A 20093-nucleotide genomic window follows, 5' to 3' on the forward strand; every position below is an offset into this window, starting at 1 on the left:
ACTGCAGCATAAAAAAATTCCGAGCAACCAGTTTAGGTTACTCGGAAATAAAAGTCTAACTTTTTGGGGTCACTACAGTATCAATTAGTTCTAGTAAGGCTTTTTTCTATACATATTATGTTCTGTATGTTTTCAACAATTCGTGTAATTTTTGTATATATAGAGATAATTAGTACTAAACATGTACTATATTACACCAATCAGCATAGATAATATCTAGATTTGTATAGTTTCTATACATTATCCATTCATTATGAATACACTTGAATAGTAATGTTACTAGCTTATATCATTATCCGCTATAGGATTATTGGTTAGCACTTTCTTGAGCTTTTTTGATTTCCATGTATTTAACCATGCCATCCACAGCTTTTTTAGCTTCGCGCATCGCCAATACTACAGTAGCAGGTTTATGTACAACGTCACCACCAGCGAAGACGCCGTCACGGTTAGTCATGCCATATGGATCTTCAGATGTAATGATGTAGCCTTTTTCGTCTACTTTTAGGTTATTACCTTCGCCGATAAGACGAGCATTTGGTTTATGACCAGCAGCGATGATAATTTTATCTACAGGCATAACTTGGAACTTACCAGTACCGTGGATGCCTGCGCCATCTTCGTTAAGAGCCATCACTTCATATTTGAAGCCTTCTACCTTGTCTTTACCTTCTACGCCTACTGGAGAAGCGAACCATTGGAATTGGACGCCTTCAGCACGAGCCTCTTCGTATTCAGACAATAATGCTGGCATTTGTTCTTGGCTACGACGGTATGCCACAGTAACAGATTCACAGCCTAAACGTACGCATGTACGAGCCGCATCCATCGCTACGTTACCACCGCCGATGATAATTACGCGATCGCCTTTTTTAACAGGAATTTGAGCTTCATCAAGCTCGCCATTTTCCACTAATTGTACATTCGTCAACAAGTACATTGCTTGGAATACACCATGCACTTCATCGTTTTCCATGCGTACTTCTTGAGGAATATGTGTACCAGTACCGATAAAGATGGAGTCAAAACCTTCTGCGAAGAGTTCATCCAATGTTTTATCTTGACCGATAAATGTATTACATACGAATTTAACGCCTAAACCTTCAAGACGAGCGATTTCACGACGTACAACGGATTTAGACAAACGGAATTCTGGAATGCCAAATAAAAGTACGCCACCTGGTTCAGATTGACCTTCGAATACAGTTACCTCGTAACCAAGTTTAGCGATATCACCTGCTACGGACAAGCCTGCAGGGCCAGAACCTACAACGGCAACCTTACCAAGATCTTGTTTAATCTTCTTAGGTTTGCGAAGTTCATTGATACTTTCAAAATCAGCAGCAAAGCGTTCCAATTTACCGATATTGATAGGCGGTTTTTTCGCCTTGTTCATGATACAGTTACCTTCACATTGGTTTTCGCGTGGACATACGCGGCCACAAATGGATGGCAAGTTTGTACGTTCTGCCAAGATATCATTGGCTAAACCAAAGTTACCGTGTGCAATAGCTTGGATAAAACGAGGGATCTCGTTTTCAATAGGGCAACCCATACGGCACAATGGTTTTGGACAATTTAGACAACGTTTCGCCTCAGCGAGCGCTTCCTCCATTGTATAATCCGCATCAAAATGTAGTGGTTTTAATTCGTTACTCATGGCACATGCCTCCTAACAAGGATCCAGTACTATACTTATACAGCGTTGCATGTACCTGAACAATCCGATGAGCCCTCTCACATAGGGATGCCGCCACATGCTGCTAAGATTTATCTTTTGTAACCATTCGATAGACGTGTGGTCACTGGTCAGACACACACTATTCTATAGTATATTCTAAATTGTGAAAGTCCCAACAGTCAAGCAAATAAAGCACCTTTTGTATACGAATATAGCCCCTATTCATGCAAGGATTGCATAGAAACGAATGGTAAGGTAACAGCAATTCTTAAGTGTATATTTACATATATATCTATGCATGTATACTGATAATAGACAGAATAATTGATTTGCACCACATTAACATACACTCATAGATGTTGGTGACACCGAACTGATATATATAATTACACAAGATTTCTTATGAATCTAGCAGAATGTAAGAGGTTCACTATGAACACAGTAGACTTTACTAAAACATACTATATTGATCGACGCGGTTCTCATTCCCGCAAATGGGACAGCGAGCATTTAAAATTCAGCCGTACTGACCTATTACCACTATGGGTAGCCGATATGGACTTTATGCCGCCTCAGTGCATTCAAGAGGCCATTTGTAACTATGTGAAAGCCAATCCTCTAGGCTATACCATGATAAATCCGGATTATATAGAGGCAGTTATGAGTTGGTACAAACGCCGGCATAACTGTAGTCTTGAGCAAGAATGGCTCACCAGCGCGCCCAACGTCATTACAGGGATCATGTGGTGTATTGGGGCTTTTACCAAAACCAATGACGCCATCGCCGTTCTAAGTCCTGTATATGGCGCCTTTGATACAAGCGCCAGCGATGCCCAACGTCAAATCATCGCTATTCCTATGAATCGCACTGAAGATAATCGCTACACCGTCGATTACAAAGCCTTTGAAACAGCGATTACCAAGCACGATATGAAATTGTTCATTCACTGCAATCCGCACAATCCTGTAGGCCACGTATGGACTGAACAGGAAATGGCTCAGTTATTCAGCATCTGCCAACGGCACCATGTGCTCATCATAAGTGATGAGATCCATCAAGACCTTATCACGGGACCAACGCCCTTTACATCTGCCTTGACGGTAAATAATGGGGCCTATGCAGATAGCATGATTGCAATGTCTTCCCTCTCTAAGTCATTCAATATGGCTAGCTTGCACCACGCAGAAGTTATCATTCCTAACGAAAAACTACGAAGCCAATTCAACGCCTATAAAGCTCATGTGTACCACACAGACTCGGACGTTATTGCCGAAGCGGCCATCACCGCAGCCTACACGCATCCAGAGACGGAAGCATGGCTCACAGATGTACTGGCTGTCATTCGTGAAAACTATGAATATCTGTTCCGAGAGCTTGGTATGGCATTACCACACATCCGCATCAGCCCTATGGACGGCACCTATTTGGCTTGGATCGATTTCGGCGCCTATGTAAAGGCGGAAGATATGCATGACCTATTCGAAAATAAATGCCACATCGCACCTAGCTTTGGCGAATGGTTTGGAGGCGAAGATTACGCCACCTTTGTGCGACTTAACTTAGCTACAAGCCTTGAAAATATTAAGACTGCTATCCATAATATAATCAAGTACGTACGTCCTTAATAGGCACCTCTCATCAGGAAATACATTAATTCAGGAAATACATTAATCATATTAGAGAATTCATTTCGTACAAATAAAAGAGGCTGCTCTAGCATTATTCAATGTTAGAGCAGCCTTTTTGTATCAAAGTTTCACTGTATCACACAACTAGTATTACACTAGTTTTTATTTAATTCTAGCGAAATGTTCCTTTGCAAATTGCATGTCTTGTACAAGTTCTAATGTACCAATATAGTTATTGTTTTGATCGCGTACAGCCATGTAGTTTACATAGAATGGACGGCCTTGTTTTTCAAGCCATACAGCTACATTATCGCGGTCACCTTTACGGAAGGAATCGATAATACCGCGTACAATTGGTTCAACCTTTGGTGGATGGCAGGAATACACATCACGACCGATAGCTGTAGTAGGACGTTTAAATACCTTTTCACCATCGTTGAAGTAGCGGTTGATATCTTCATGGTCAACGAAGGTTACTTCCATTGGCATTGTGTTGAGCATAGCATCAAGTTGATCTACAGTTAGCGTACCACCAATTAAACCAATAGCATTGTCATCACCACTTGATTTTGAAGTTTGTGTAGCTAATGCTGCATCAGCCTCTGGCCATGCAATGCGTTTTACGCCAAAGATTTCTTCATACTGTGCTGTATCTTTGTAGATTTGGTACCATTCTTCTTTACTGAAGTTTTCTGCACAGATTGGGAACAAGATATTTTGTTCTTTGTAGATCATTTCTTGAGCACGTGTAAGAAGCTCATCAAAACGTCTATACCAGTCGTCTACACTTTGACTAGATTTTGCTAAATCGCCCAATTGGTCGCGAATGTCGCCATCAACAGTCCACATAACCATGGATGGACCACCGATTGCATAATCTACTTTCAATTTTGGATATAATAAGTCGCCTTTTTTAGCATAGTGAACAGATACTTGGCGTACTGTATTTACATCATCGATGGTTGCTGTTTTATCTGCTACTTTAGGACGAATAGATTCAATCAACTCATCAAGGGCTTTATTTTCCTCTGTTAATTGGTTGAGCGGATGACCTACAGTTTCTACCAATATTACTACGCTCTTGCTCTTTTCTTGAGCCTCTAGAACAGCCTCTACCTTAGCATGTTCAGCATCCATTTGTTCATGAATAGTAGAACCATGGAACAATGCAGAGTGAAGGTCGCATAATTGTTGTACCTCTTCTAAAGGTGTACCTTCGCGCATAAGACCTTGTTCGGCTTTCATGATTTCACTCGCCTCAACATGTTTGAATTGGCTCGCAAAATCTTCACGAACAGAACCAAGCTCTTCACCTGTGCCCAAACGTTTCAAGAAACCTTTCAATTGCTCTACACGTTCGCTATCTTGTACAGATGCATCAGCATCAACTTTAGAACTGTCGTCAGACTCAGCTACGTCTACACTAGTAACATCTTCTTTGGCAGTACTATCTTCAACTTTAGAAGTTACTACTGTATTAGCGCTACTCTCAGCAGAAGCACTTGCGCCGGCATTAACACTTTCGCCATGTAAGTTAGGCATTTCACCTTCCAAGGTAAAGCCTGCTTTCATAAATGCGCTCACGATATCTATCATGGATACGCCTTTCATTTTAGCCCCTTTAGGAATGGTCATAATTTTGCCTACAGAGTTCAACATCACCTTATTAGTGATTTCGCTGAACCCTAAGCTTTTCATAATCTCTGTTACTTCAGGATATTCTTTTACCAAATCATATACAGATTTGGACAAATCTAATTTCTTTTCCATTTTGATCCCCTCGTGTCAAAAATATTGTTTATTACATATGTGAGTAACCCTCTATACGTCTTCGTATACAAGGCAATTTACATTCTGAAAGGTTTATCTAAAATAACCTATGACACTATGATAAACGATATCGATTGGAAAATCTGTATCCATGGCTATACTTTTGAAAGATATTCCAAAAATATTGAAATTTCATATAAAAATAACGGATAGCTGAGAATTCAAAGTCACCTAAGCAATCAAAGCGCTTTGAACCAACTATCCGTTATCTATTAAAATATATATCTATTTTTTAGAAAGATGAAAGTTCTGAGAGATTTATTAGCTATGTTTCAATGCTTTTTCGTAGTTTTCAGAAACCTTATCCCAGTTAATAACGCGGAAGAATTCCTTGATATAGTCTGGGCGACGGTTTTGGTAATGCAAGTAATATGCGTGTTCCCAAACATCTAAGCAAAGGATTGCTGTTTTACCTTCTAGTAGAGGATTATCTTGGTTCGCAGTAGATGTCACTTCTAGTTTGCCATCTTTGTTTACCACAAGCCATGCCCAACCAGAACCGAAGCGTGTAGCCGCTGCAGCGGAGAAGCTTTCAACAAAAGCATCATAACCGCCAAGATCAGCGTCGATAGCCTCTTTCAAAGGGCCTTCCAATTTAGATGTGTCTGGTTTTGTCATGATGTCCCAGAACATAGTGTAGTTCTTGTGACCGCCACCGTTATTGATAACTGCTTGACGGATATCTTCTGGCACATTAGCGATATCACCGAGAATACAATCTACACAGCCATAAGCAAGATCAGGATATTTTGCGATAGCAGCGTTCAAATTATTAACATACGCTTGATGGTGCTTGTCATGGTGCAATTTCATTGTTTCTGCGTCGATAACAGGCTCAAGATAATCATAAGCATATGGTAATGGTGCGAGTTCGAAAGGTTTCATAATAGTCCTCCTTAAATATAGGGCACGAACGATGTTGAAATGTATCTATCATTCTTGTGAAAGCGTTTCGATGCACCTGCATCTATATTTTATTTAATTGATATAAATTATCATTCTTTATTTATTGTACATTGTATATAGAAAATCGTCAATGTATTTTCCCATAGAAAAAGGCTATAGGATTTCCTATAGCCTTTGAGTTCGTTTACCAATATAAAGCACTCTAATATAGCTAGAACACGATAACTACTCAACAATACATTGGCACATTTTCATTGTTGTTAATGCTGCTTGGTGGGATTCTTCTGTTACACCCGCACAGCAGCTAGAGTCTACATAAACAGGGATTTCTGGTAAGCCCGCTTTCAGTATAATCGCATTAGACACAACGCAAATATCAGTGCATAAACCAACGAGCGTAATGGACTCAATAGGATTTACCGAATTCATGCCTTCCAATCGAGATAATAGTTCAAAGGATCCGAAGTTTGGCTTGTCGATAAAGGATACAGGGCTCATGATAGGACGACCTTCTGCTGCTTCGATTAAGCCAGGCACAATATGCCAACCCTCTGTATTCTTCACACAATGTGTGACAGGCAAGAACTTTCCCTCTTGGCTTTCAAGATAGTTAGTATCATGCGTATCGCGTGTAAATATTATAGGCCCGTCAAAGTTCTCAATTTTGTTGCGCACATTATCTACGATTAACTGTGCTTGCGCTGAACCAAGGGCGCCATCTACGAAATCTTTTTGCATATCGATAACAACTAGAACCTTTTGCATAGTTCCTCCTGTATATAGTCTACATAGAATACATTAATTATTCATTTCACTACTAGTTATACTCTTAATTTTTAATAACATCAACGACAAAAATTTATGCTTTTTCCTCAGCTAAGGCATGACGCACGCGGTGTGGCTCATTATGAGCTAGTTTTCCTGCTGCCGCAGCTGCCACGGCCCCCACTAAATCATCGAGGAATGTATTACAATGACCACCAGCCTTGCTATCTAACTTTTTAATGATGCCAGGCTTAACCTTATCTAGATAGCCATAGTTCGTAAAGCCTATGGAACCGTATAAATTAACGATGGAAAAGGCTAAGATTTCGTCGATACCATAGAGGCTTTCATCATTAACCACAATACCTTGCAAGGGCTGAGATAATTTATTTTGTTCCGTCAACTTGTCTAGCTCAATGCCCGTAATAATTGCATTATGTACCTCTCGTTTTGAAAGGACCGACGCCACATGTTCACGGCATTCTTCAATTGTTAGATTAGGCATATATGGTTTTTGAACATATAAAACGAGCTCTGCAATATCCTCTAACGTAACGCCACGCTCCGCCAGAAGATCGTAAGTATATTTCTCTAAATCCTTTGTAGATTCCATAACCGCTCCTTTATTTTTTATGAGGGTGTTCACCTGATACGATTACAATACTAACTGGAATTGTCACAACTAATGCTTCATCAGTATCCACATGCTTTGTATGCCAAGCGGCCTCTTTTGCAGCCTCTTCAAAGATAGGATATGCATCGCGGTCTAATTTCCAATTATTAGGCCCCGCTTCAACGGCTACAATATTCCCTTTATCATCTGTTTTAATTTCTAGAGGAACAATCAAGGTGCCATCGGCACTCGTCTTGAAAGCCTCACTAGGAATGACTACATTATAAGAAATTTGTTGCTGTAATTCATAGGTACGCTTATCTGTGGGCTTTAAATCTGCCGCTAAAGAGCTAATATTCCCCATCATAGACGCCAATACAGCTAATAATACAACCCTTTTAAACATAGTTTTTCTCCCCCAAGTACTTTCCACTACACGCAGTATACGTTGATTATACCACGAAAAAATCCCTACCGAACGTATCGATAGGGATTTCTTAAATTAGATTTTCTTAACCATTTCAGATTTCAATGCCATCGCACCGAAACCATCGATTTTACAATCGATATCGTGGCCATCGCTCGCATCAGTGATGAGGCGAATGTTTTTAACGCGCGTACCTTGTTTCAATACGCCAGCGCCTTTTACTTTGAGGTCTTTTACAACAACAACTGTATCGCCATCAGCTAGCTCGTTGCCGTTAGCATCGCGAATGATACCTGCTTCAGCTGCAGCTTGTGCATCAGCCGCTGTCCATTCATGTCCGCACATAGGACAGATAAACATATGACCATCTTCATATGTGTACTCGTCGCCACACTTAGGGCAGTTAGGTAAATTTGCCATTTAGATCTCCTTTTCTCACTACATAATGAAAGTATTATACCATATAAAACTTTATTCCACTAAAATATTATAACCACTCTATAAAATAGTTATATCTCTATTAATCAATGCTTATTGTATCGCATATTAGTTCGCATTATAATAATAATGTAGCCTACGAGGTTGGGAAAATTAAAATAGCCCTTCGTTACAGCTCGTAGCTAGATAAAACGAAAAGGCCATTTCCTGATTTTTTCAGTTTTTTGAGATGAGCCTGACGTCTCTACTCGCTCGGCTATCTACTCATATTATAGGTTGAATACCATATATCGTCAAATTATGATTAATAAGAGGCACCTACCTCCATATTGATACTATAACTATAAATATCTACAATACAAAACTACTTAATTCCATTTTTCTCTACTAAAGTTTCATACAACTTCAATTTATCTTCTAAATTATTCTTATAGCCTTCCAATCGTTTGATTTCGGCATCAATAAATCGATAGTGTTCTTGCAACAGGGTCATTCTTTCACGGGCCGTATGAGCTCCGGCATACCGTAAGTCCGCATATCGCTTGATATTCGCAAGCGGCATTCCCATGTCTTTCAGCCGTTTAATAAACTGCACAAAGCCTACATCCTCCGCATGGTAATTGCGAATGCCGTTCTGTCGCTCGATGTGAAGGAACCCCTGATCCTCATAATATCGCAATGTAGAAATAGACAGTCCTACCAATTTTGAAAATTCACCGATTTTCATACTTTCACCACCTTGACCTCAAGTATACTCGAGCATATATCATACGTCTAGACGGAGGTAATAATTATGAAAGAAACACGTTTTAACATCGGTATGAACACATTGAAACAGATTGACGGGTTGCACGGCGAGGAGGTATATAACACAATTCATGAGATTTCACCGGCCATAGCCGATTTATTGGTCGAACTATTCGGCGACATCTACACGCGCCCCAACCTGGATTTCAAGGAACGGGAACTGATTACTCTCGCGTCCCTGTTAACGCTGGGCGGTTGCGAGGCTCAGCTGAAAGTACATACCAATGCGGCACTCAACGTCGGTATTGCGCCCGAGCAAATCGTAGAGGTCTGCACCCATTGCATCCCCTATGCGGGATTTCCACGCGTGCTGAACGCACTGTTCACGGTGAAAGCGGTCTTTGAAGAACGAAACATACTGTAATTAAGGAACGACAGTAATAAAAATCTATTAATAAATATTAGTCTATTTAAAACTAACAAAGGGAGACTCTTGATAAAGTCTCCCTTTTATTCGTGTAAAAGTTGTACGAAATTAATTCGTATTTTTCAATATTCAAAATCCGCTATATACTAATAACGAAAGAGCCATTAACGTGAGTTAGGTTCATCTCCGTCTTTTCGAGGGAGGTGACATTATGACTGTATACGAAGCATTATCATTAATGATTTTATTCGCTACCCTCGTAGTGTTAATTCTTAAAAAGTAACTAGTAAATAGCTACAAAATAAGATAAACCTAACGTTTAAGACTAAGTACTGCAATACTTAGACACGTTAGGTTTATCAAATTCGTAATTCTTTGATGAGCCTAACGCCTAGAACACGTTAACTGGCTCTTTTGTACTTATAGTATAGTCTGAATTCTAGAGGCTGTCAATTTACATCGTCCTTAGAGGATATTATAAAATGAAAAGGAACATAAATAACAAGATCTTCTTTAACATCAATATACCCTATATTCCAAACTGTATCTTTTGCAGACTGTACTAATTTTGAATATATCTCATCATTAGATATATTCTCATTTGAATCTAACTCAACAGAAGTAATACGTCCTTGAGAATCCGTTCTTATCATTAATGTAAAACTATAATCTTTATCATTCTTCGTTCTAAGGACTTCAGCCGGAACCTTTAACTGAGAATGTATATGCTCATTAAGAGAGCGTTGTATATCAAACGTATCCCTCTGATAATCAGCAAAAGCATTAATAGGACTCAAAACAACTAGCAATAAAAATAAATATAAAACTCTAACCATAAAACTTCACCAATCATAACACACAACATAAAATTATTATTGAGTTTTATATTAACAAAACAAATAAAATATGTCCATTCAGTCTAAGTTCCAATTAATTTACAATGATGTCATATTTACTTATCTAGTTCAAATTGACTATATATGATAATCCCTCTATTAATTAATTAATAGATAGATAGTCGACGAGTGGTTCCGTCAGGCTCATCCCAAAACATTATAAAACATGCAGAAATGGCCTTTCGTTTTCAGCTACCAGTTGGTAACGAAGGGCTATTTGTCGTTATTACGACAAATCATCACTATCAATGCTCTAAAGGAAATAACTACAAAAGGGAGACTCACAACGGAGTCTCCCTTTATTCATCTATACCAAATCAACTAAACATCTACAATCCTTGCAGAAGTTGTAAATAATCTTGCCGTTGACTAAATATATTATATATGCGCACTTCTTTTTCATCATCAAAGACACGATATAGAATAATATTTTTATTAATAATCAACATACGATAGTTTTTATTACGTAAAACAGTATGTCTTGGAATCATGCCCATATAAGGATTATCCGCTAATAAAAGAATTCTATCCTTAATCTCTTGATAAACAGACTTGGCAGTTTCATTGGAAAAAGATTGCTTTACATGCAGAACAATATGATGCAATGCCTGATCGGCCTGCGCCATAATAATGATACGATAAGCAGTGTCTTCCATAACTATTCCGCCTCAGCTAACAACTGTTCTATGCTGACAAAAGTATCCTCAATAGGACCCATTCTACCTTTTCGTTCATCTTCCTCTGCCAAAGCAATAGCCTCTAATAATTCTATCTGTGCTTTCAATTTATTATAGGTTTCATATCCCATACATACCGTATCACCACGACCATTTACCGTCATAATACAAGCTTCATCCCCTGTTTTCAAAACTGTAGAGATTTCATTATATTTATTTCTTAAATCCGACGATGGCCGGATACTTTCACGTAATAACCCCATAAAAGCACCTCCTCATATACAAATTATATCATAATTTGTATATGAATTGTGAATCACTAATCCTATCCCAATCGTTTACGCAAGATAGCATAGAGAATCATGCTAATAATAACGCTCATAACGGCTTGAATAGTATTGGTCACAATACTAGCAATGGCTACGCCTGGATCAAATACAAAGTATTCGGCGATAAAGTAGCCCGCTACGATGATAATGCCACCTATGATGGTTGCCACCAAGGCAGAGGCAGTTGTCTTATTGTTATAGACAGTACCGACAAGATAGCCTTCAATGCCTTTCACCACGAGAGTGATTGGTACAAAGACTGCGTAGCCGAGGAATAAATCAGCTAACGCTGGGCCGATAGCACCAATATAGGCGCCGTATTTTCGACCTAATAATAGAGCTGACGTCATAATAACGACATCTCCAACATTGAAATAGCCGCGAATGCCAGGTACTGGAATTTTCGTGTACATGGTAAACAGTGTTGCGAGGGCAATCAATACGGCTGTGAGTACTAACGCGGACGTAGTACTGCGGTTTTGAACGTGTTGCATAGCGTCCTCCTTATAAAAATAGACATGTGACTATATCCATCACATGTCTATACTATATACCTTTATGATAACACCTGCAAATACATGGAATTAACTATAAAAAATACTATTAACAGTACTCTTCAAAACGTTCCTCTACATTGTAGAGAACCTCGCAATCACAACCGCCACCTTCGTTGATAATCCAGTCTAATACGCTTTCAACATCTACCTTTTGTTTTTCTAAAAACTCTCTTGTGAAAGTCAGACTATGATCGCAACCGTCATTTGTTTCTAATTTCTCGTCTACATAATCAAAGAGATTCCAAAATAATTCTTCGTCCATAGGTAAACTATCTTGAAAATTCTGTTTTTCTTTAGCTTTATAGCCTTTCAATAATTCCTTTTTACGCGCTTTATCCATTATGATTACTCCCTTTTATGTCTTATAAGTTATAGCTCATGACTTATATCTCAAGCCTTATTTCTCATATAATTCTGGTCGTTCTAAAACTGTGCCATATTTTAATTTTGGTAGTTTAACGAATTGAGGATACAACTGCTTAACCTCTTTACAAGATTTTAACGTAAGATGTTCTAGATTATTGAGTTCTAAAATGGGAGAGTAGTCTGTATCCATCACTTTAGCGGTCAAGAAGCTAAAAAATCGCAGCTGTTTCATATGACGTAGGAATCCCAAAGATTGAACCTTAAGAATTTTAGGAGCTGCGAAATCACCTTCTAGAGCAAGACTTTCAAGGTGCTTCAGATGCGCTAATGGCGTATAATCATCAATTTTTTGAAAGTTCTCAATCGACAGAGCCACTAAATTTTCTAATTTTGATATAGGCTCTAAACTCGATACGCTTCTACCGGACCCAATGTGTAAATATTCTAGTTCTTGTAAGTTCTCTAATTTTGAAATATCTGGATAGACGCCCCATTTTATATGTAATTTTTTAAGTCTACGTTGAGCACACACCGCATCAAATAAGTCCTGTGACATTCTTGTACAAAACATAAGCTCTGTAAAAGTATCTGGATTATTTACTAGGAAATCACACCACTCCATCCAAATTCGCTTCTTATCTTTAGCAGAATAGTTTTCATCTAGCTGTGTGCAGTTGATTATTAACTTATCTTCACCATTATATTCAGAGACCTCTACCACAGATTTAGGCCGTGCGTCATCCTTATGATAGTAGTCAAATCCATATTTAACTTGCTTTTCTGTTAACACTGCCATGTTACAATTCCTCATCTTCGCCAGTCGCATAATTGGTTTGTCTACAACTGGATCCATAGCCAACAAATTTTAACGACCTTAGCAAATCGATACAAGCACATGTCCATTAGCTTCGAGCACTTGTTTATAGAAGCGTTTCATTTGCTCGAAATCATGAAGAAGTTCGTCTTTGATTTCTTCCTCTTCCTCATCGTAATCCCAGATATTTGGATATAGCTCTGCCTCTTTGCAGGCTGCCATATCAAAAGATTCGAGGGCTTCTTCCATATCAAACTGCTCTAGAGCCGCCACGATATCTGCTAATTTATCGTGTTCGGTATACGCTAAGTAATCCGATATTTCTTCAACAGCTGTTATGCCAAGTACAACTTGGCTAAGAGGGTTATTATCATCCTTATGGTCTGTTCCTACGCCAGTTAGCACAAAGTGAAGTACATCCCACATCTTATCGATATCGAGCAATAATTCATCATCGTCATTCCACTCTTCAACGCTTTCAAGAATTTCCTCTTCTTCTGAGCCCATAGCTTTAAGCTCTTTTAAATTCGCATCGCTTAAACAGCTATAATTTGCAATTAGTCCCATAATTTAATCCTTTCATAAATTCTTCTAACCATTAGAAAAATAAATTTTCCGATTCTGTAACGCTTCCATCATCTTCATGGAAATAGCAGGTATATACAGGTTCACGATGCGCCGCGTCATAGAATTTCTGTAAAATAGGTGAAAGTTTCATTTCTATTGGTATATGTAAAGCTTTCATAATGGGTTCCCAAAGTTCCATTGGCGAATAAGAGATAATATGAGACTGCTTATTCTGACCATATTCTTCAAGTGTTGCCGCATCAGAATACTTACTTGAGTCACAGTAATCATGCCAACAAATACTAAAAACGATTAAATGAAATAAATCGTCCATACTTTCAGCTAAACGACCGGCGGCACCCTCGCTACTCCAATACCCTATGGATCCGTCCTCCAATAGATGATATTCACCGCCAGCGCCATCTACAGCAAATGCCATACCGGGCACAGAGAACGTGCAGCGACCTTCAGCCGTATCTCGTTCCTCCAGCGTATCTAGCAAGCGAAAATCGAATAGCGTATCAAAATCTTCAGCTAACTTGGCATCATTTCGCAATATATCTAAATAATCCATCTTACACGCTCGTATTAGCAGAAATTATTCCGAGCAATTTAGCCTCTCCTTCATTAGATGTATCTAATAGCGGAATAGCTAATAAAAGCACTTGCTGGGAGTAATAATAAAAGCTAAAAAATAAATCATCAGGGAATACGTCCTCTTCCTCATATCTAAGAACATCATCGTCTTCATCATATTCTTCCGACCAAAGGTATTCTTCGTTGAGCATATCCTCAAAGTTCGGCAATGGATCTGCATGCTCTAGCATAAGACCATCTCGAATGCACTCAGCAATCACAGTAAACAACTCAACCAACTGTTCTGCTAAATACTGAGCCACCTCATTATGAGCTCTCTCTTCCTGAGCTTTCTTAAAAATACGAAGCAAGAAAATCATGGCAAATGGTGTAGCATGCCACAATGTCAATTGGTGCTCAATATTCTGTGCTAATGCCTCACCAGCCGCATCAACAACTTCTATGCTTTCCATATTCCACAACACATCAAGCTCTGTAGGAAAGTCTGTAGCACGGCCGTAGGTTGTGGTTAACCGGTGCCACGGTATATCACTGACTTGTACAGTTTCTATATATTGTTTCGTCACAGTATCCATTATAGTTATACCTTTATATATACGCCCATGTAGTAACGCCTTCGCCCAATGATTATTTCTCAATAACCTCTTTCACCAGTTCATAGGTATCTATAAGACGTAGTTTTCCAATCCGCGGATTATCTATAATCTCCTCATAAATATCCTCAAGCGTTCCTGCTGGTGCTAGTTTCCATAGTTTACACGGATATAGTTCAACGCTTCCAATGACTTCCAAATGATCTAGCAATAGACCTAGGTCTTTATGATTAAACCAACAATCTGTATCGATACCAAAATTTGTATTATCTTTCCGGCATGCGATTTGGCTGTATAGAAACTCTTCCATTGTAGGTTTTTCTTTTTGTAAAAGCCGTGTACAGGCTAAATGATATTCGATTTTCCGCGGCGATTGATCCACCTCAGAAACGAATATAGCACCATAGTTTTTTTCAAACTTAACAGCTAATACATCGCCCACCTTAAAATGAGGTTCTCTCTTCGTTTTAGATTTACGAACCTTAAGCGGCTTCGGATTTTCGCTTTGTAGCTGCGTAGCTAACTTATCTAATACCTTTTGACGCTGCTTAAGAGCCTTATCATCGATTTCTAGCCAAAACTCATGAGGACCCTGAGCGATGATGTCTAAGGCTTTCTGTTTAATGTCAGCTGATAGATGCCCTATCTTCCACAACGAATAGGCCACTGCAGTCCAATAAATCTCTGTGTAAAACTCATCAGTACAAAAATTTTGTTCCTCACTTAAGATTTCAGAAATTATGGTATCAACACTGACGCCATCCTTGTACCGCTCAACAATGGCATTATAAATATCATGACCGTCATCACTATCTATGATTTTCACACCGTCAATCGCCATAAACGTCTCCTTTAGGACAACAGCTCTTATTCCATCTCGCCGTGAGTCGCTATAAATTCATCCTTAATCTGTTGCAGTTCTTGCTTAGCAACCATGTATTGTTTTAAATCAATTTGTCCCTTTTCTTTTTGTTCAGTTAAGGCTTTTTCTTTGTTTATGATTGTAATCCAATCTAACTGTACACTAAAGTCAGTATTCACACCTTCACTATTTTCTCGTAATGCCAGTAGTGCAAATACTTCGTCCATATCAAGATTAAACATGTTACTTTTAAGATTGATAGGTTCAAAATAATAACGAACCGTATCTACCCCAAATTCGTCGTTTAATTTAGCCCATTCTGCCCCTGAAAGCACGGTAAACCCAAGCGTATCGTTTCCAAGGCTTTCAGTAAACCAACGCACCTCATAATCAGGTTTAACAAATTCGTTGAAGTATTTGATGGTCACATCCCGATTTTTCTCATCACCGTAAGGAATTAAGAGTTCTTTATTGCCCTTTTGTAGCACAATATCATCACCATAAGGCTTGCCATTACTAGCGGTTTGAATGTCGATAGGCTCATCCACCATATCATTAAAATAGCGCACCACATCTTCGTCATCCTCGCGCCAGTCAATCCAGATGATAGCTTCAGAATCAAATAAATCATCTAAATCCATATCATGACTGAAGAAATCTTTGACTAATGTATACATATCTTCCATGGTCTCTCTCCTATATATCACTTATATTTTTAGGTAGTCTACAACACCAGCATCCCCACTTTAATACAACTCTATAAGGTTTCATAAATCACATCTTGTTGAACCGTAAAGTTTTCATCAAAAGAAACCAAAACATATAGATGTCCTGCTGGGGATTCACCTATATCATAGCCTAGCGCAAATGCGTCGTAACAACCTGATTTATCTAACATTATATCCGTTAGTGTTAGCACAACAGACTCTTCTTGTGGTATTTCCTTTTGTATGAGTTCCTGTGCTAATTGGTCTAATTCATCTAATTGAACATATAATTGTTTCCACATTGGTAGTGAAAGCACCTCAGCCTCAGTATAACTAGTACAACTAATATTGATTTTTTGAAAGGCTTGCGCTTCATTCTCTAAACAATTAGTGCCCAATCTGCGAGATACAAAGTAAACTCCATACGGTTCTTCATACCAGCTTTCAACATTCCATAAAGTCATTAATTCCGATTTTCTCATCAGGACGCTCCATTAGTTAATCATCCTGCAATATCCGCATCAACAGGGTTCCCATCCGCATCAATATGAGCTATGATACAGTGCCCCCAGAAGATATCATCGTCGTCATAATAGACCTCTATGGTGCCATCGTTGCGGAATGCCAATTCGCCCATCGTAATACGCTTAGCAAATACATCTGACGTAATCGGACCTTGGTCGTCATTGTCGAGCCAATCATTAGCAAGGTCTAGCAATTTTTCACTAATATAGGTACTAATTCGTTGTTCAAATGCTTTGAAATTATCGATTGTATTGAAAGCAGCCAATGCTACTGTGCAGCTTTCATCAGACCCCTCATCCACATCAAGGGTGAATGCATAATCATCAATTCTCGCTGTGTAATATTGATACTCTCGATTTAACAGGAAATCACCCCTGTCAGTATGAAGGTATTTAGGTGTTTTCAAATAAGCCGACAACGCCTCTAGCTCACTATGTTTAGCATGCTCCTCTAACACCTCAAGTACATAATAGCGATTATTCCAAGAAGGACGCATATAGCCCAAATCCTCTAAAGGCTTTGCTTTCTTAACTAATAATTTATAGACCCCATGGGGCTCAAAAGAATAACCCCATCTATCGTCAAGTCCCTCAATAATCCACGTCAAAATGCCTTCGCTACGGTCAAGCACGCCAGTTCGAGTATCTAGGATAGCATCGGTAGACACTAGTGGTCTATGGTACTTATCTAAATAAGGACTAGCCCCATTCGCATCACTGCGAGGCAATGCATAAATCTCAAACTCTTCCGCCTCAAACTCTGCTTCATATTCTGGTACACGTACAATACTCATATGACTCTCTCCTGTTCATCACATTTTACAGTGCAAACTATTTACAGTTTAGAACTCCATCCTTTTATAGATGATGCCATAGTATAATTGCTTCTATAACATTAAAATGTTCTATTGCATCACAAGCGCTCAGCTACATCGATTCTATGTAATAGCTCTTTAGCTAGTTCTTGGGCTATTTTGAATTCCTCATTTGAAAGCACCAGAAGTACAAAGCTATCGGTTCCGATGTCCATGCCTGCTAACGTATAGTTTTCCCATTTAGAGTTAAGATCTGCACACCAGTCCATAATAACTTGATCTTCATCTAATACTGCTGTATCAATAGTTAGATTTTCACTAGTATCTAAAGACTTATTACATATTAACTTCTGTACATAATAAATAAAATCCTCTAGTTCACATTTACAGTCTAACTCTACGGCATATCCTTTAGAGACTAGTTTCTCATAGAGGTTCCACCAGCTATCTTCTAATTCTTCCAAGGAGCGCAACTTAACCTTGGTCATAAACGACTTAGCTTGTTTAGCATCGCCTAACAACAACGTTGCTAACTCTGTAAATGTCGATCGCATCTGATCGATATCTAGATACACTGCTTCTACACACAAACTACAATCAGGTACTCTGCGTTTTTTCATAAAAGCCCGCATCATCTTCACTGCATCAGGATAACTTACATCAGCCATACGATACGTCTTACCATCTATGTCTAAGAATATATCTACTGCATCTGGTGTTTTTCCTACACGCGCTTTCATGGCAGTGCAACCATCGATGGCATGAGGTGGGTATACCTCCATGTACATATAAAATCCATCATGCATAGCCTGTAAAGTATTATCTATTCCGACTATATTAAAACCATTTCCATTAGAACCAGGGCTCTTCAAGCACCATTCTTCGTATTCATCAAATAGTTTTTCTTGAATCCAATTGTAAAATCTCATATACTACTCTCCACTATATACTGTCGCTTACATTTAATGTTTAACTGAGTATGTATCTTAATTATATCATTAAGAAGAGACACTTATCACCGAATTATATCTAATTAACATATAGACTTTCAGTAATAAAAATAAGTTCTAAAACATAGCTTACACTATACAAATAATACCTTAATAATCAAAACCAAAAAGAGCCAAGAATTAAATCTTGGCTACTAAAAAGACATAATCCTGTATAAAAACTTATGCCTATTAATGATATTTTGGTGCGCCTAACCGGAATCGAACCAGTGACACGCAGTTTAGGAAACTGCTGCTCTATCCTACTGAGCTATAGACGCATGTATACTTTATTATATCGTTTTTAATAAAGTATACGCAAGGCGTCCTTATTGTTGTAGGTATTGGTTATTCACTTGTTTTTGTTCTTCTGGGCTTAGGTTTTGGTAGCCTTTTGCTAAAGCACTGACCCAGGATCCATAGGCAGGATTTGGGAATACCACAAATGTAGTACCAAAGTCTTCTTTATGTTCATCGATGATAGCGTTTCTTTCAACTAAGGTCTTACCTTTTGTACCAATTGGGAAGTCACCGGCATTATCACCCATATACAAAATTACGGCGTACTTCTTAGTAATGGCATCAAAACGAGGTTGTTTGTCTGAGTCTTTTTCAAATAGTAGTACATGTTCTTTATCGACGGATGGGAATCCTAGTTCCTTAAAGTTTTGTACTGTTGCATCATAGTTAACAGGTGCATAGCGGTTTGAAACGTAGAATATTTCAACACCTTGTTTATGTACTTCATTTAGGAACTCAACAGCACCAGGCATGGCTTGCGATTTACCTTGATGCACAGCTTGACGCCACCAAGGAGCATCGAAGCGACCATTGCCATTAGCAACGCTTTCACCCATCAGTTTAGTATTATCCACTACTGTTTCATCAGCATCAAGAACGATAGCAAGAGGTTTTCTTTGATGAGATGGATCAGTAACGGCCATCTTAACAAGATTTAGCGCCACATTGTACCCTTGATACGCTAGTGCTCTGTACTCTGCAGAGGTGCGCATCCATAAGAGACCCATTGTTTCTGTTTCGGCTTGATACTGCTGTTTTTGCTTCAATGCTGCCTGCTCATCTAGCGGTACTGCAGCTTTTGTGGCCTCACTATTAGCAGCTACCGTATTCGTAGCCACTATACTATTAGTCGGTTGAGTTGATTGAACCTGCGTTACCATCACTGTAGGAACTACAGGATTTGCTTTCACCGTCGTCGGAGAATCCGCCTGCACTACAGAACCTACGCAAAGACTGCCGCCAAAGCAAGCCACCGCTACATACCATGCCAAACTACTACGTTTCATAATTGCCTCCTATCCACATTGGCTCTCTGT

General features: G+C 38.9%; 26 protein-coding genes and 1 tRNA gene. 3 read left to right on the plus strand and 24 right to left on the minus strand.

From position 1 onward, the window contains the following. Positions 1-307: 307 nt before the first annotated feature. Entirely contained in the window at positions 308-1660 is a 1353-nt protein-coding gene (locus LKD20_RS06580; protein ID WP_227721234.1) for an NAD(P)-dependent oxidoreductase, read from the minus strand. A gap of 453 nt (positions 1661-2113) precedes the next feature. Here LKD20_RS06580 and LKD20_RS06585 point away from each other — a divergent pair, with 453 nt between their 5' ends. Beyond that, the gene (locus LKD20_RS06585) at positions 2114-3307 is read left to right on the plus strand and encodes a MalY/PatB family protein (RefSeq protein ID WP_227721235.1); all 1194 of its coding nucleotides are present in this window, start codon (positions 2114-2116) and stop codon (positions 3305-3307) included. 165 nt (positions 3308-3472) lie between these two features. On the opposite strand, the gene LKD20_RS06590 is transcribed toward LKD20_RS06585, so the two are convergent. From LKD20_RS06590 to LKD20_RS06620, 7 genes are all read right to left on the minus strand, one after another. Next, positions 3473-5080, minus strand: coding sequence for a DUF438 domain-containing protein (locus LKD20_RS06590; protein WP_227721236.1), 1608 nt, complete (start codon positions 5078-5080; stop codon positions 3473-3475). A 321-nt stretch (positions 5081-5401) separates the two neighbouring features. Further along, a complete protein-coding gene (locus LKD20_RS06595; protein WP_227721237.1) occupies positions 5402-6025 on the minus strand; it encodes a superoxide dismutase in 624 nt (207 codons plus the stop codon). A gap of 246 nt (positions 6026-6271) precedes the next feature. Further along, positions 6272-6811, minus strand: a complete 540-nt coding sequence (locus tag LKD20_RS06600) for a cysteine hydrolase family protein (RefSeq protein ID WP_105089894.1) — start codon at positions 6809-6811, stop codon at positions 6272-6274. Between the two features lie 94 nt (positions 6812-6905). Then, positions 6906-7424, minus strand: a complete 519-nt coding sequence (locus LKD20_RS06605; RefSeq protein ID WP_227721238.1) for a phosphatidylglycerophosphatase A family protein — start codon at positions 7422-7424, stop codon at positions 6906-6908. A 10-nt stretch (positions 7425-7434) separates the two neighbouring features. Beyond that, positions 7435-7830, minus strand: coding sequence for a hypothetical protein (locus LKD20_RS06610; RefSeq protein WP_105089896.1), 396 nt, complete (start codon positions 7828-7830; stop codon positions 7435-7437). 96 nt (positions 7831-7926) lie between these two features. Continuing rightward, positions 7927-8271, minus strand: a complete 345-nt coding sequence (locus LKD20_RS06615) for a zinc ribbon domain-containing protein YjdM (RefSeq protein ID WP_005385054.1) — start codon at positions 8269-8271, stop codon at positions 7927-7929. Positions 8272-8653: 382 nt separating this feature from the next. Next, positions 8654-9016: a MerR family transcriptional regulator gene (locus LKD20_RS06620; RefSeq protein WP_227721239.1), complete on the minus strand. Its 363-nt coding sequence runs from the start codon at positions 9014-9016 to the stop codon at positions 8654-8656. Positions 9017-9082: 66 nt separating this feature from the next. Here LKD20_RS06620 and LKD20_RS06625 point away from each other — a divergent pair, with 66 nt between their 5' ends. Together LKD20_RS06625 and LKD20_RS09605 are read left to right on the plus strand one after the other, a co-directional pair. Then, on the plus strand, positions 9083-9460 hold the full coding sequence (locus tag LKD20_RS06625) for a carboxymuconolactone decarboxylase family protein (protein WP_227721240.1): 378 nt from the start codon (positions 9083-9085) through the stop codon (positions 9458-9460). Between the two features lie 214 nt (positions 9461-9674). Beyond that, entirely contained in the window at positions 9675-9746 is a 72-nt protein-coding gene (locus LKD20_RS09605; RefSeq protein WP_219565824.1) for a putative holin-like toxin, read from the plus strand. Between the two features lie 166 nt (positions 9747-9912). Here LKD20_RS09605 and LKD20_RS06635 read toward each other — a convergent pair whose 3' ends face one another. The 16 genes from LKD20_RS06635 to LKD20_RS06710 form a co-directional block, all read right to left on the minus strand. Beyond that, the gene (locus LKD20_RS06635) at positions 9913-10299 is read right to left on the minus strand and encodes a succinylarginine dihydrolase (RefSeq protein ID WP_227721241.1); all 387 of its coding nucleotides are present in this window, start codon (positions 10297-10299) and stop codon (positions 9913-9915) included. Positions 10300-10688: 389 nt separating this feature from the next. Continuing rightward, positions 10689-11015 (minus strand): type II toxin-antitoxin system RelE/ParE family toxin, encoded by a 327-nt coding sequence (locus LKD20_RS06640; protein ID WP_024066750.1) that lies wholly within the window; start codon positions 11013-11015, stop codon positions 10689-10691. A gap of 2 nt (positions 11016-11017) precedes the next feature. Beyond that, on the minus strand, positions 11018-11299 hold the full coding sequence (locus LKD20_RS06645; RefSeq protein ID WP_024066751.1) for a type II toxin-antitoxin system Phd/YefM family antitoxin: 282 nt from the start codon (positions 11297-11299) through the stop codon (positions 11018-11020). A 62-nt stretch (positions 11300-11361) separates the two neighbouring features. Continuing rightward, entirely contained in the window at positions 11362-11859 is a 498-nt protein-coding gene (locus tag LKD20_RS06650) for an ECF transporter S component (protein ID WP_227721242.1), read from the minus strand. 109 nt (positions 11860-11968) lie between these two features. Further along, positions 11969-12262, minus strand: coding sequence for a DUF2695 domain-containing protein (locus LKD20_RS06655; protein WP_024066753.1), 294 nt, complete (start codon positions 12260-12262; stop codon positions 11969-11971). A gap of 57 nt (positions 12263-12319) precedes the next feature. Next, positions 12320-13084, minus strand: a complete 765-nt coding sequence (locus LKD20_RS06660; RefSeq protein WP_227721243.1) for a leucine-rich repeat domain-containing protein — start codon at positions 13082-13084, stop codon at positions 12320-12322. A gap of 78 nt (positions 13085-13162) precedes the next feature. Further along, on the minus strand, positions 13163-13669 hold the full coding sequence (locus LKD20_RS06665; RefSeq protein WP_227721244.1) for a YfbM family protein: 507 nt from the start codon (positions 13667-13669) through the stop codon (positions 13163-13165). Positions 13670-13700: 31 nt separating this feature from the next. Continuing rightward, positions 13701-14243 (minus strand): hypothetical protein, encoded by a 543-nt coding sequence (locus LKD20_RS06670; protein ID WP_005385045.1) that lies wholly within the window; start codon positions 14241-14243, stop codon positions 13701-13703. Position 14244: 1 nt separating this feature from the next. Beyond that, on the minus strand, positions 14245-14841 hold the full coding sequence (locus LKD20_RS06675) for a hypothetical protein (RefSeq protein WP_227721245.1): 597 nt from the start codon (positions 14839-14841) through the stop codon (positions 14245-14247). 52 nt (positions 14842-14893) lie between these two features. Next, entirely contained in the window at positions 14894-15700 is an 807-nt protein-coding gene (locus LKD20_RS06680) for a hypothetical protein (RefSeq protein ID WP_227721246.1), read from the minus strand. A 26-nt stretch (positions 15701-15726) separates the two neighbouring features. Next, positions 15727-16407, minus strand: a complete 681-nt coding sequence (locus LKD20_RS06685) for a hypothetical protein (protein WP_227721247.1) — start codon at positions 16405-16407, stop codon at positions 15727-15729. Between the two features lie 71 nt (positions 16408-16478). Further along, positions 16479-16910, minus strand: coding sequence for a hypothetical protein (locus LKD20_RS06690; protein WP_227721248.1), 432 nt, complete (start codon positions 16908-16910; stop codon positions 16479-16481). 20 nt (positions 16911-16930) lie between these two features. Then, positions 16931-17746, minus strand: a complete 816-nt coding sequence (locus LKD20_RS06695) for a DUF2262 domain-containing protein (protein WP_024066812.1) — start codon at positions 17744-17746, stop codon at positions 16931-16933. Between the two features lie 119 nt (positions 17747-17865). Then, positions 17866-18696, minus strand: a complete 831-nt coding sequence (locus tag LKD20_RS06700) for a DUF6630 family protein (RefSeq protein WP_227721249.1) — start codon at positions 18694-18696, stop codon at positions 17866-17868. A 264-nt stretch (positions 18697-18960) separates the two neighbouring features. Continuing rightward, positions 18961-19037: transfer RNA gene (locus LKD20_RS06705), tRNA-Arg, on the minus strand. 48 nt (positions 19038-19085) lie between these two features. After that, positions 19086-20063 (minus strand): 5'-nucleotidase, lipoprotein e(P4) family, encoded by a 978-nt coding sequence (locus tag LKD20_RS06710; protein ID WP_227721250.1) that lies wholly within the window; start codon positions 20061-20063, stop codon positions 19086-19088. Positions 20064-20093: the final 30 nt, after the last annotated feature.

The organism is Veillonella fallax (assembly GCF_020687175.1).
Lineage (GTDB): Bacteria > Bacillota > Negativicutes > Veillonellales > Veillonellaceae > Veillonella > Veillonella fallax.

Bases quoted from the DNA above. Each gene is read 5' to 3' on its own strand.
- LKD20_RS06580 (WP_227721234.1), bottom strand. From the start codon at position 1,660: ATGAGTAACGAATTAAAACCACTACATTTTGATGCGGATTATACAATG.
- LKD20_RS06660 (WP_227721243.1), bottom strand. From the start codon at position 13,084: ATGGCAGTGTTAACAGAAAAGCAAGTTAAATATGGATTTGACTACTAT.
- LKD20_RS06605 (WP_227721238.1), bottom strand. From the start codon at position 7,424: ATGGAATCTACAAAGGATTTAGAGAAATATACTTACGATCTTCTGGCG.
- LKD20_RS06665 (WP_227721244.1), bottom strand. From the start codon at position 13,669: ATGGGACTAATTGCAAATTATAGCTGTTTAAGCGATGCGAATTTAAAA.
- LKD20_RS06650 (WP_227721242.1), bottom strand. From the start codon at position 11,859: ATGCAACACGTTCAAAACCGCAGTACTACGTCCGCGTTAGTACTCACA.
- LKD20_RS06640 (WP_024066750.1), bottom strand. From the start codon at position 11,015: ATGGAAGACACTGCTTATCGTATCATTATTATGGCGCAGGCCGATCAG.
- LKD20_RS06610 (WP_105089896.1), bottom strand. From the start codon at position 7,830: ATGTTTAAAAGGGTTGTATTATTAGCTGTATTGGCGTCTATGATGGGG.
- LKD20_RS06670 (WP_005385045.1), bottom strand. From the start codon at position 14,243: ATGGATTATTTAGATATATTGCGAAATGATGCCAAGTTAGCTGAAGAT.
- LKD20_RS06635 (WP_227721241.1), bottom strand. From the start codon at position 10,299: ATGGTTAGAGTTTTATATTTATTTTTATTGCTAGTTGTTTTGAGTCCT.
- LKD20_RS06655 (WP_024066753.1), bottom strand. From the start codon at position 12,262: ATGGATAAAGCGCGTAAAAAGGAATTATTGAAAGGCTATAAAGCTAAA.
- LKD20_RS06620 (WP_227721239.1), bottom strand. From the start codon at position 9,016: ATGAAAATCGGTGAATTTTCAAAATTGGTAGGACTGTCTATTTCTACA.
- LKD20_RS06685 (WP_227721247.1), bottom strand. From the start codon at position 16,407: ATGGAAGATATGTATACATTAGTCAAAGATTTCTTCAGTCATGATATG.
- LKD20_RS06615 (WP_005385054.1), bottom strand. From the start codon at position 8,271: ATGGCAAATTTACCTAACTGCCCTAAGTGTGGCGACGAGTACACATAT.
- LKD20_RS06690 (WP_227721248.1), bottom strand. From the start codon at position 16,910: ATGAGAAAATCGGAATTAATGACTTTATGGAATGTTGAAAGCTGGTAT.
- LKD20_RS06600 (WP_105089894.1), bottom strand. From the start codon at position 6,811: ATGCAAAAGGTTCTAGTTGTTATCGATATGCAAAAAGATTTCGTAGAT.
- LKD20_RS06585 (WP_227721235.1), top strand. From the start codon at position 2,114: ATGAACACAGTAGACTTTACTAAAACATACTATATTGATCGACGCGGT.
- LKD20_RS06645 (WP_024066751.1), bottom strand. From the start codon at position 11,299: ATGGGGTTATTACGTGAAAGTATCCGGCCATCGTCGGATTTAAGAAAT.
- LKD20_RS06590 (WP_227721236.1), bottom strand. From the start codon at position 5,080: ATGGAAAAGAAATTAGATTTGTCCAAATCTGTATATGATTTGGTAAAA.
- LKD20_RS06675 (WP_227721245.1), bottom strand. From the start codon at position 14,841: ATGGATACTGTGACGAAACAATATATAGAAACTGTACAAGTCAGTGAT.
- LKD20_RS06700 (WP_227721249.1), bottom strand. From the start codon at position 18,696: ATGAGATTTTACAATTGGATTCAAGAAAAACTATTTGATGAATACGAA.
- LKD20_RS06625 (WP_227721240.1), top strand. From the start codon at position 9,083: ATGAAAGAAACACGTTTTAACATCGGTATGAACACATTGAAACAGATT.
- LKD20_RS06595 (WP_227721237.1), bottom strand. From the start codon at position 6,025: ATGAAACCTTTCGAACTCGCACCATTACCATATGCTTATGATTATCTT.
- LKD20_RS06695 (WP_024066812.1), bottom strand. From the start codon at position 17,746: ATGAGTATTGTACGTGTACCAGAATATGAAGCAGAGTTTGAGGCGGAA.
- LKD20_RS06710 (WP_227721250.1), bottom strand. From the start codon at position 20,063: ATGAAACGTAGTAGTTTGGCATGGTATGTAGCGGTGGCTTGCTTTGGC.
- LKD20_RS06680 (WP_227721246.1), bottom strand. From the start codon at position 15,700: ATGGCGATTGACGGTGTGAAAATCATAGATAGTGATGACGGTCATGAT.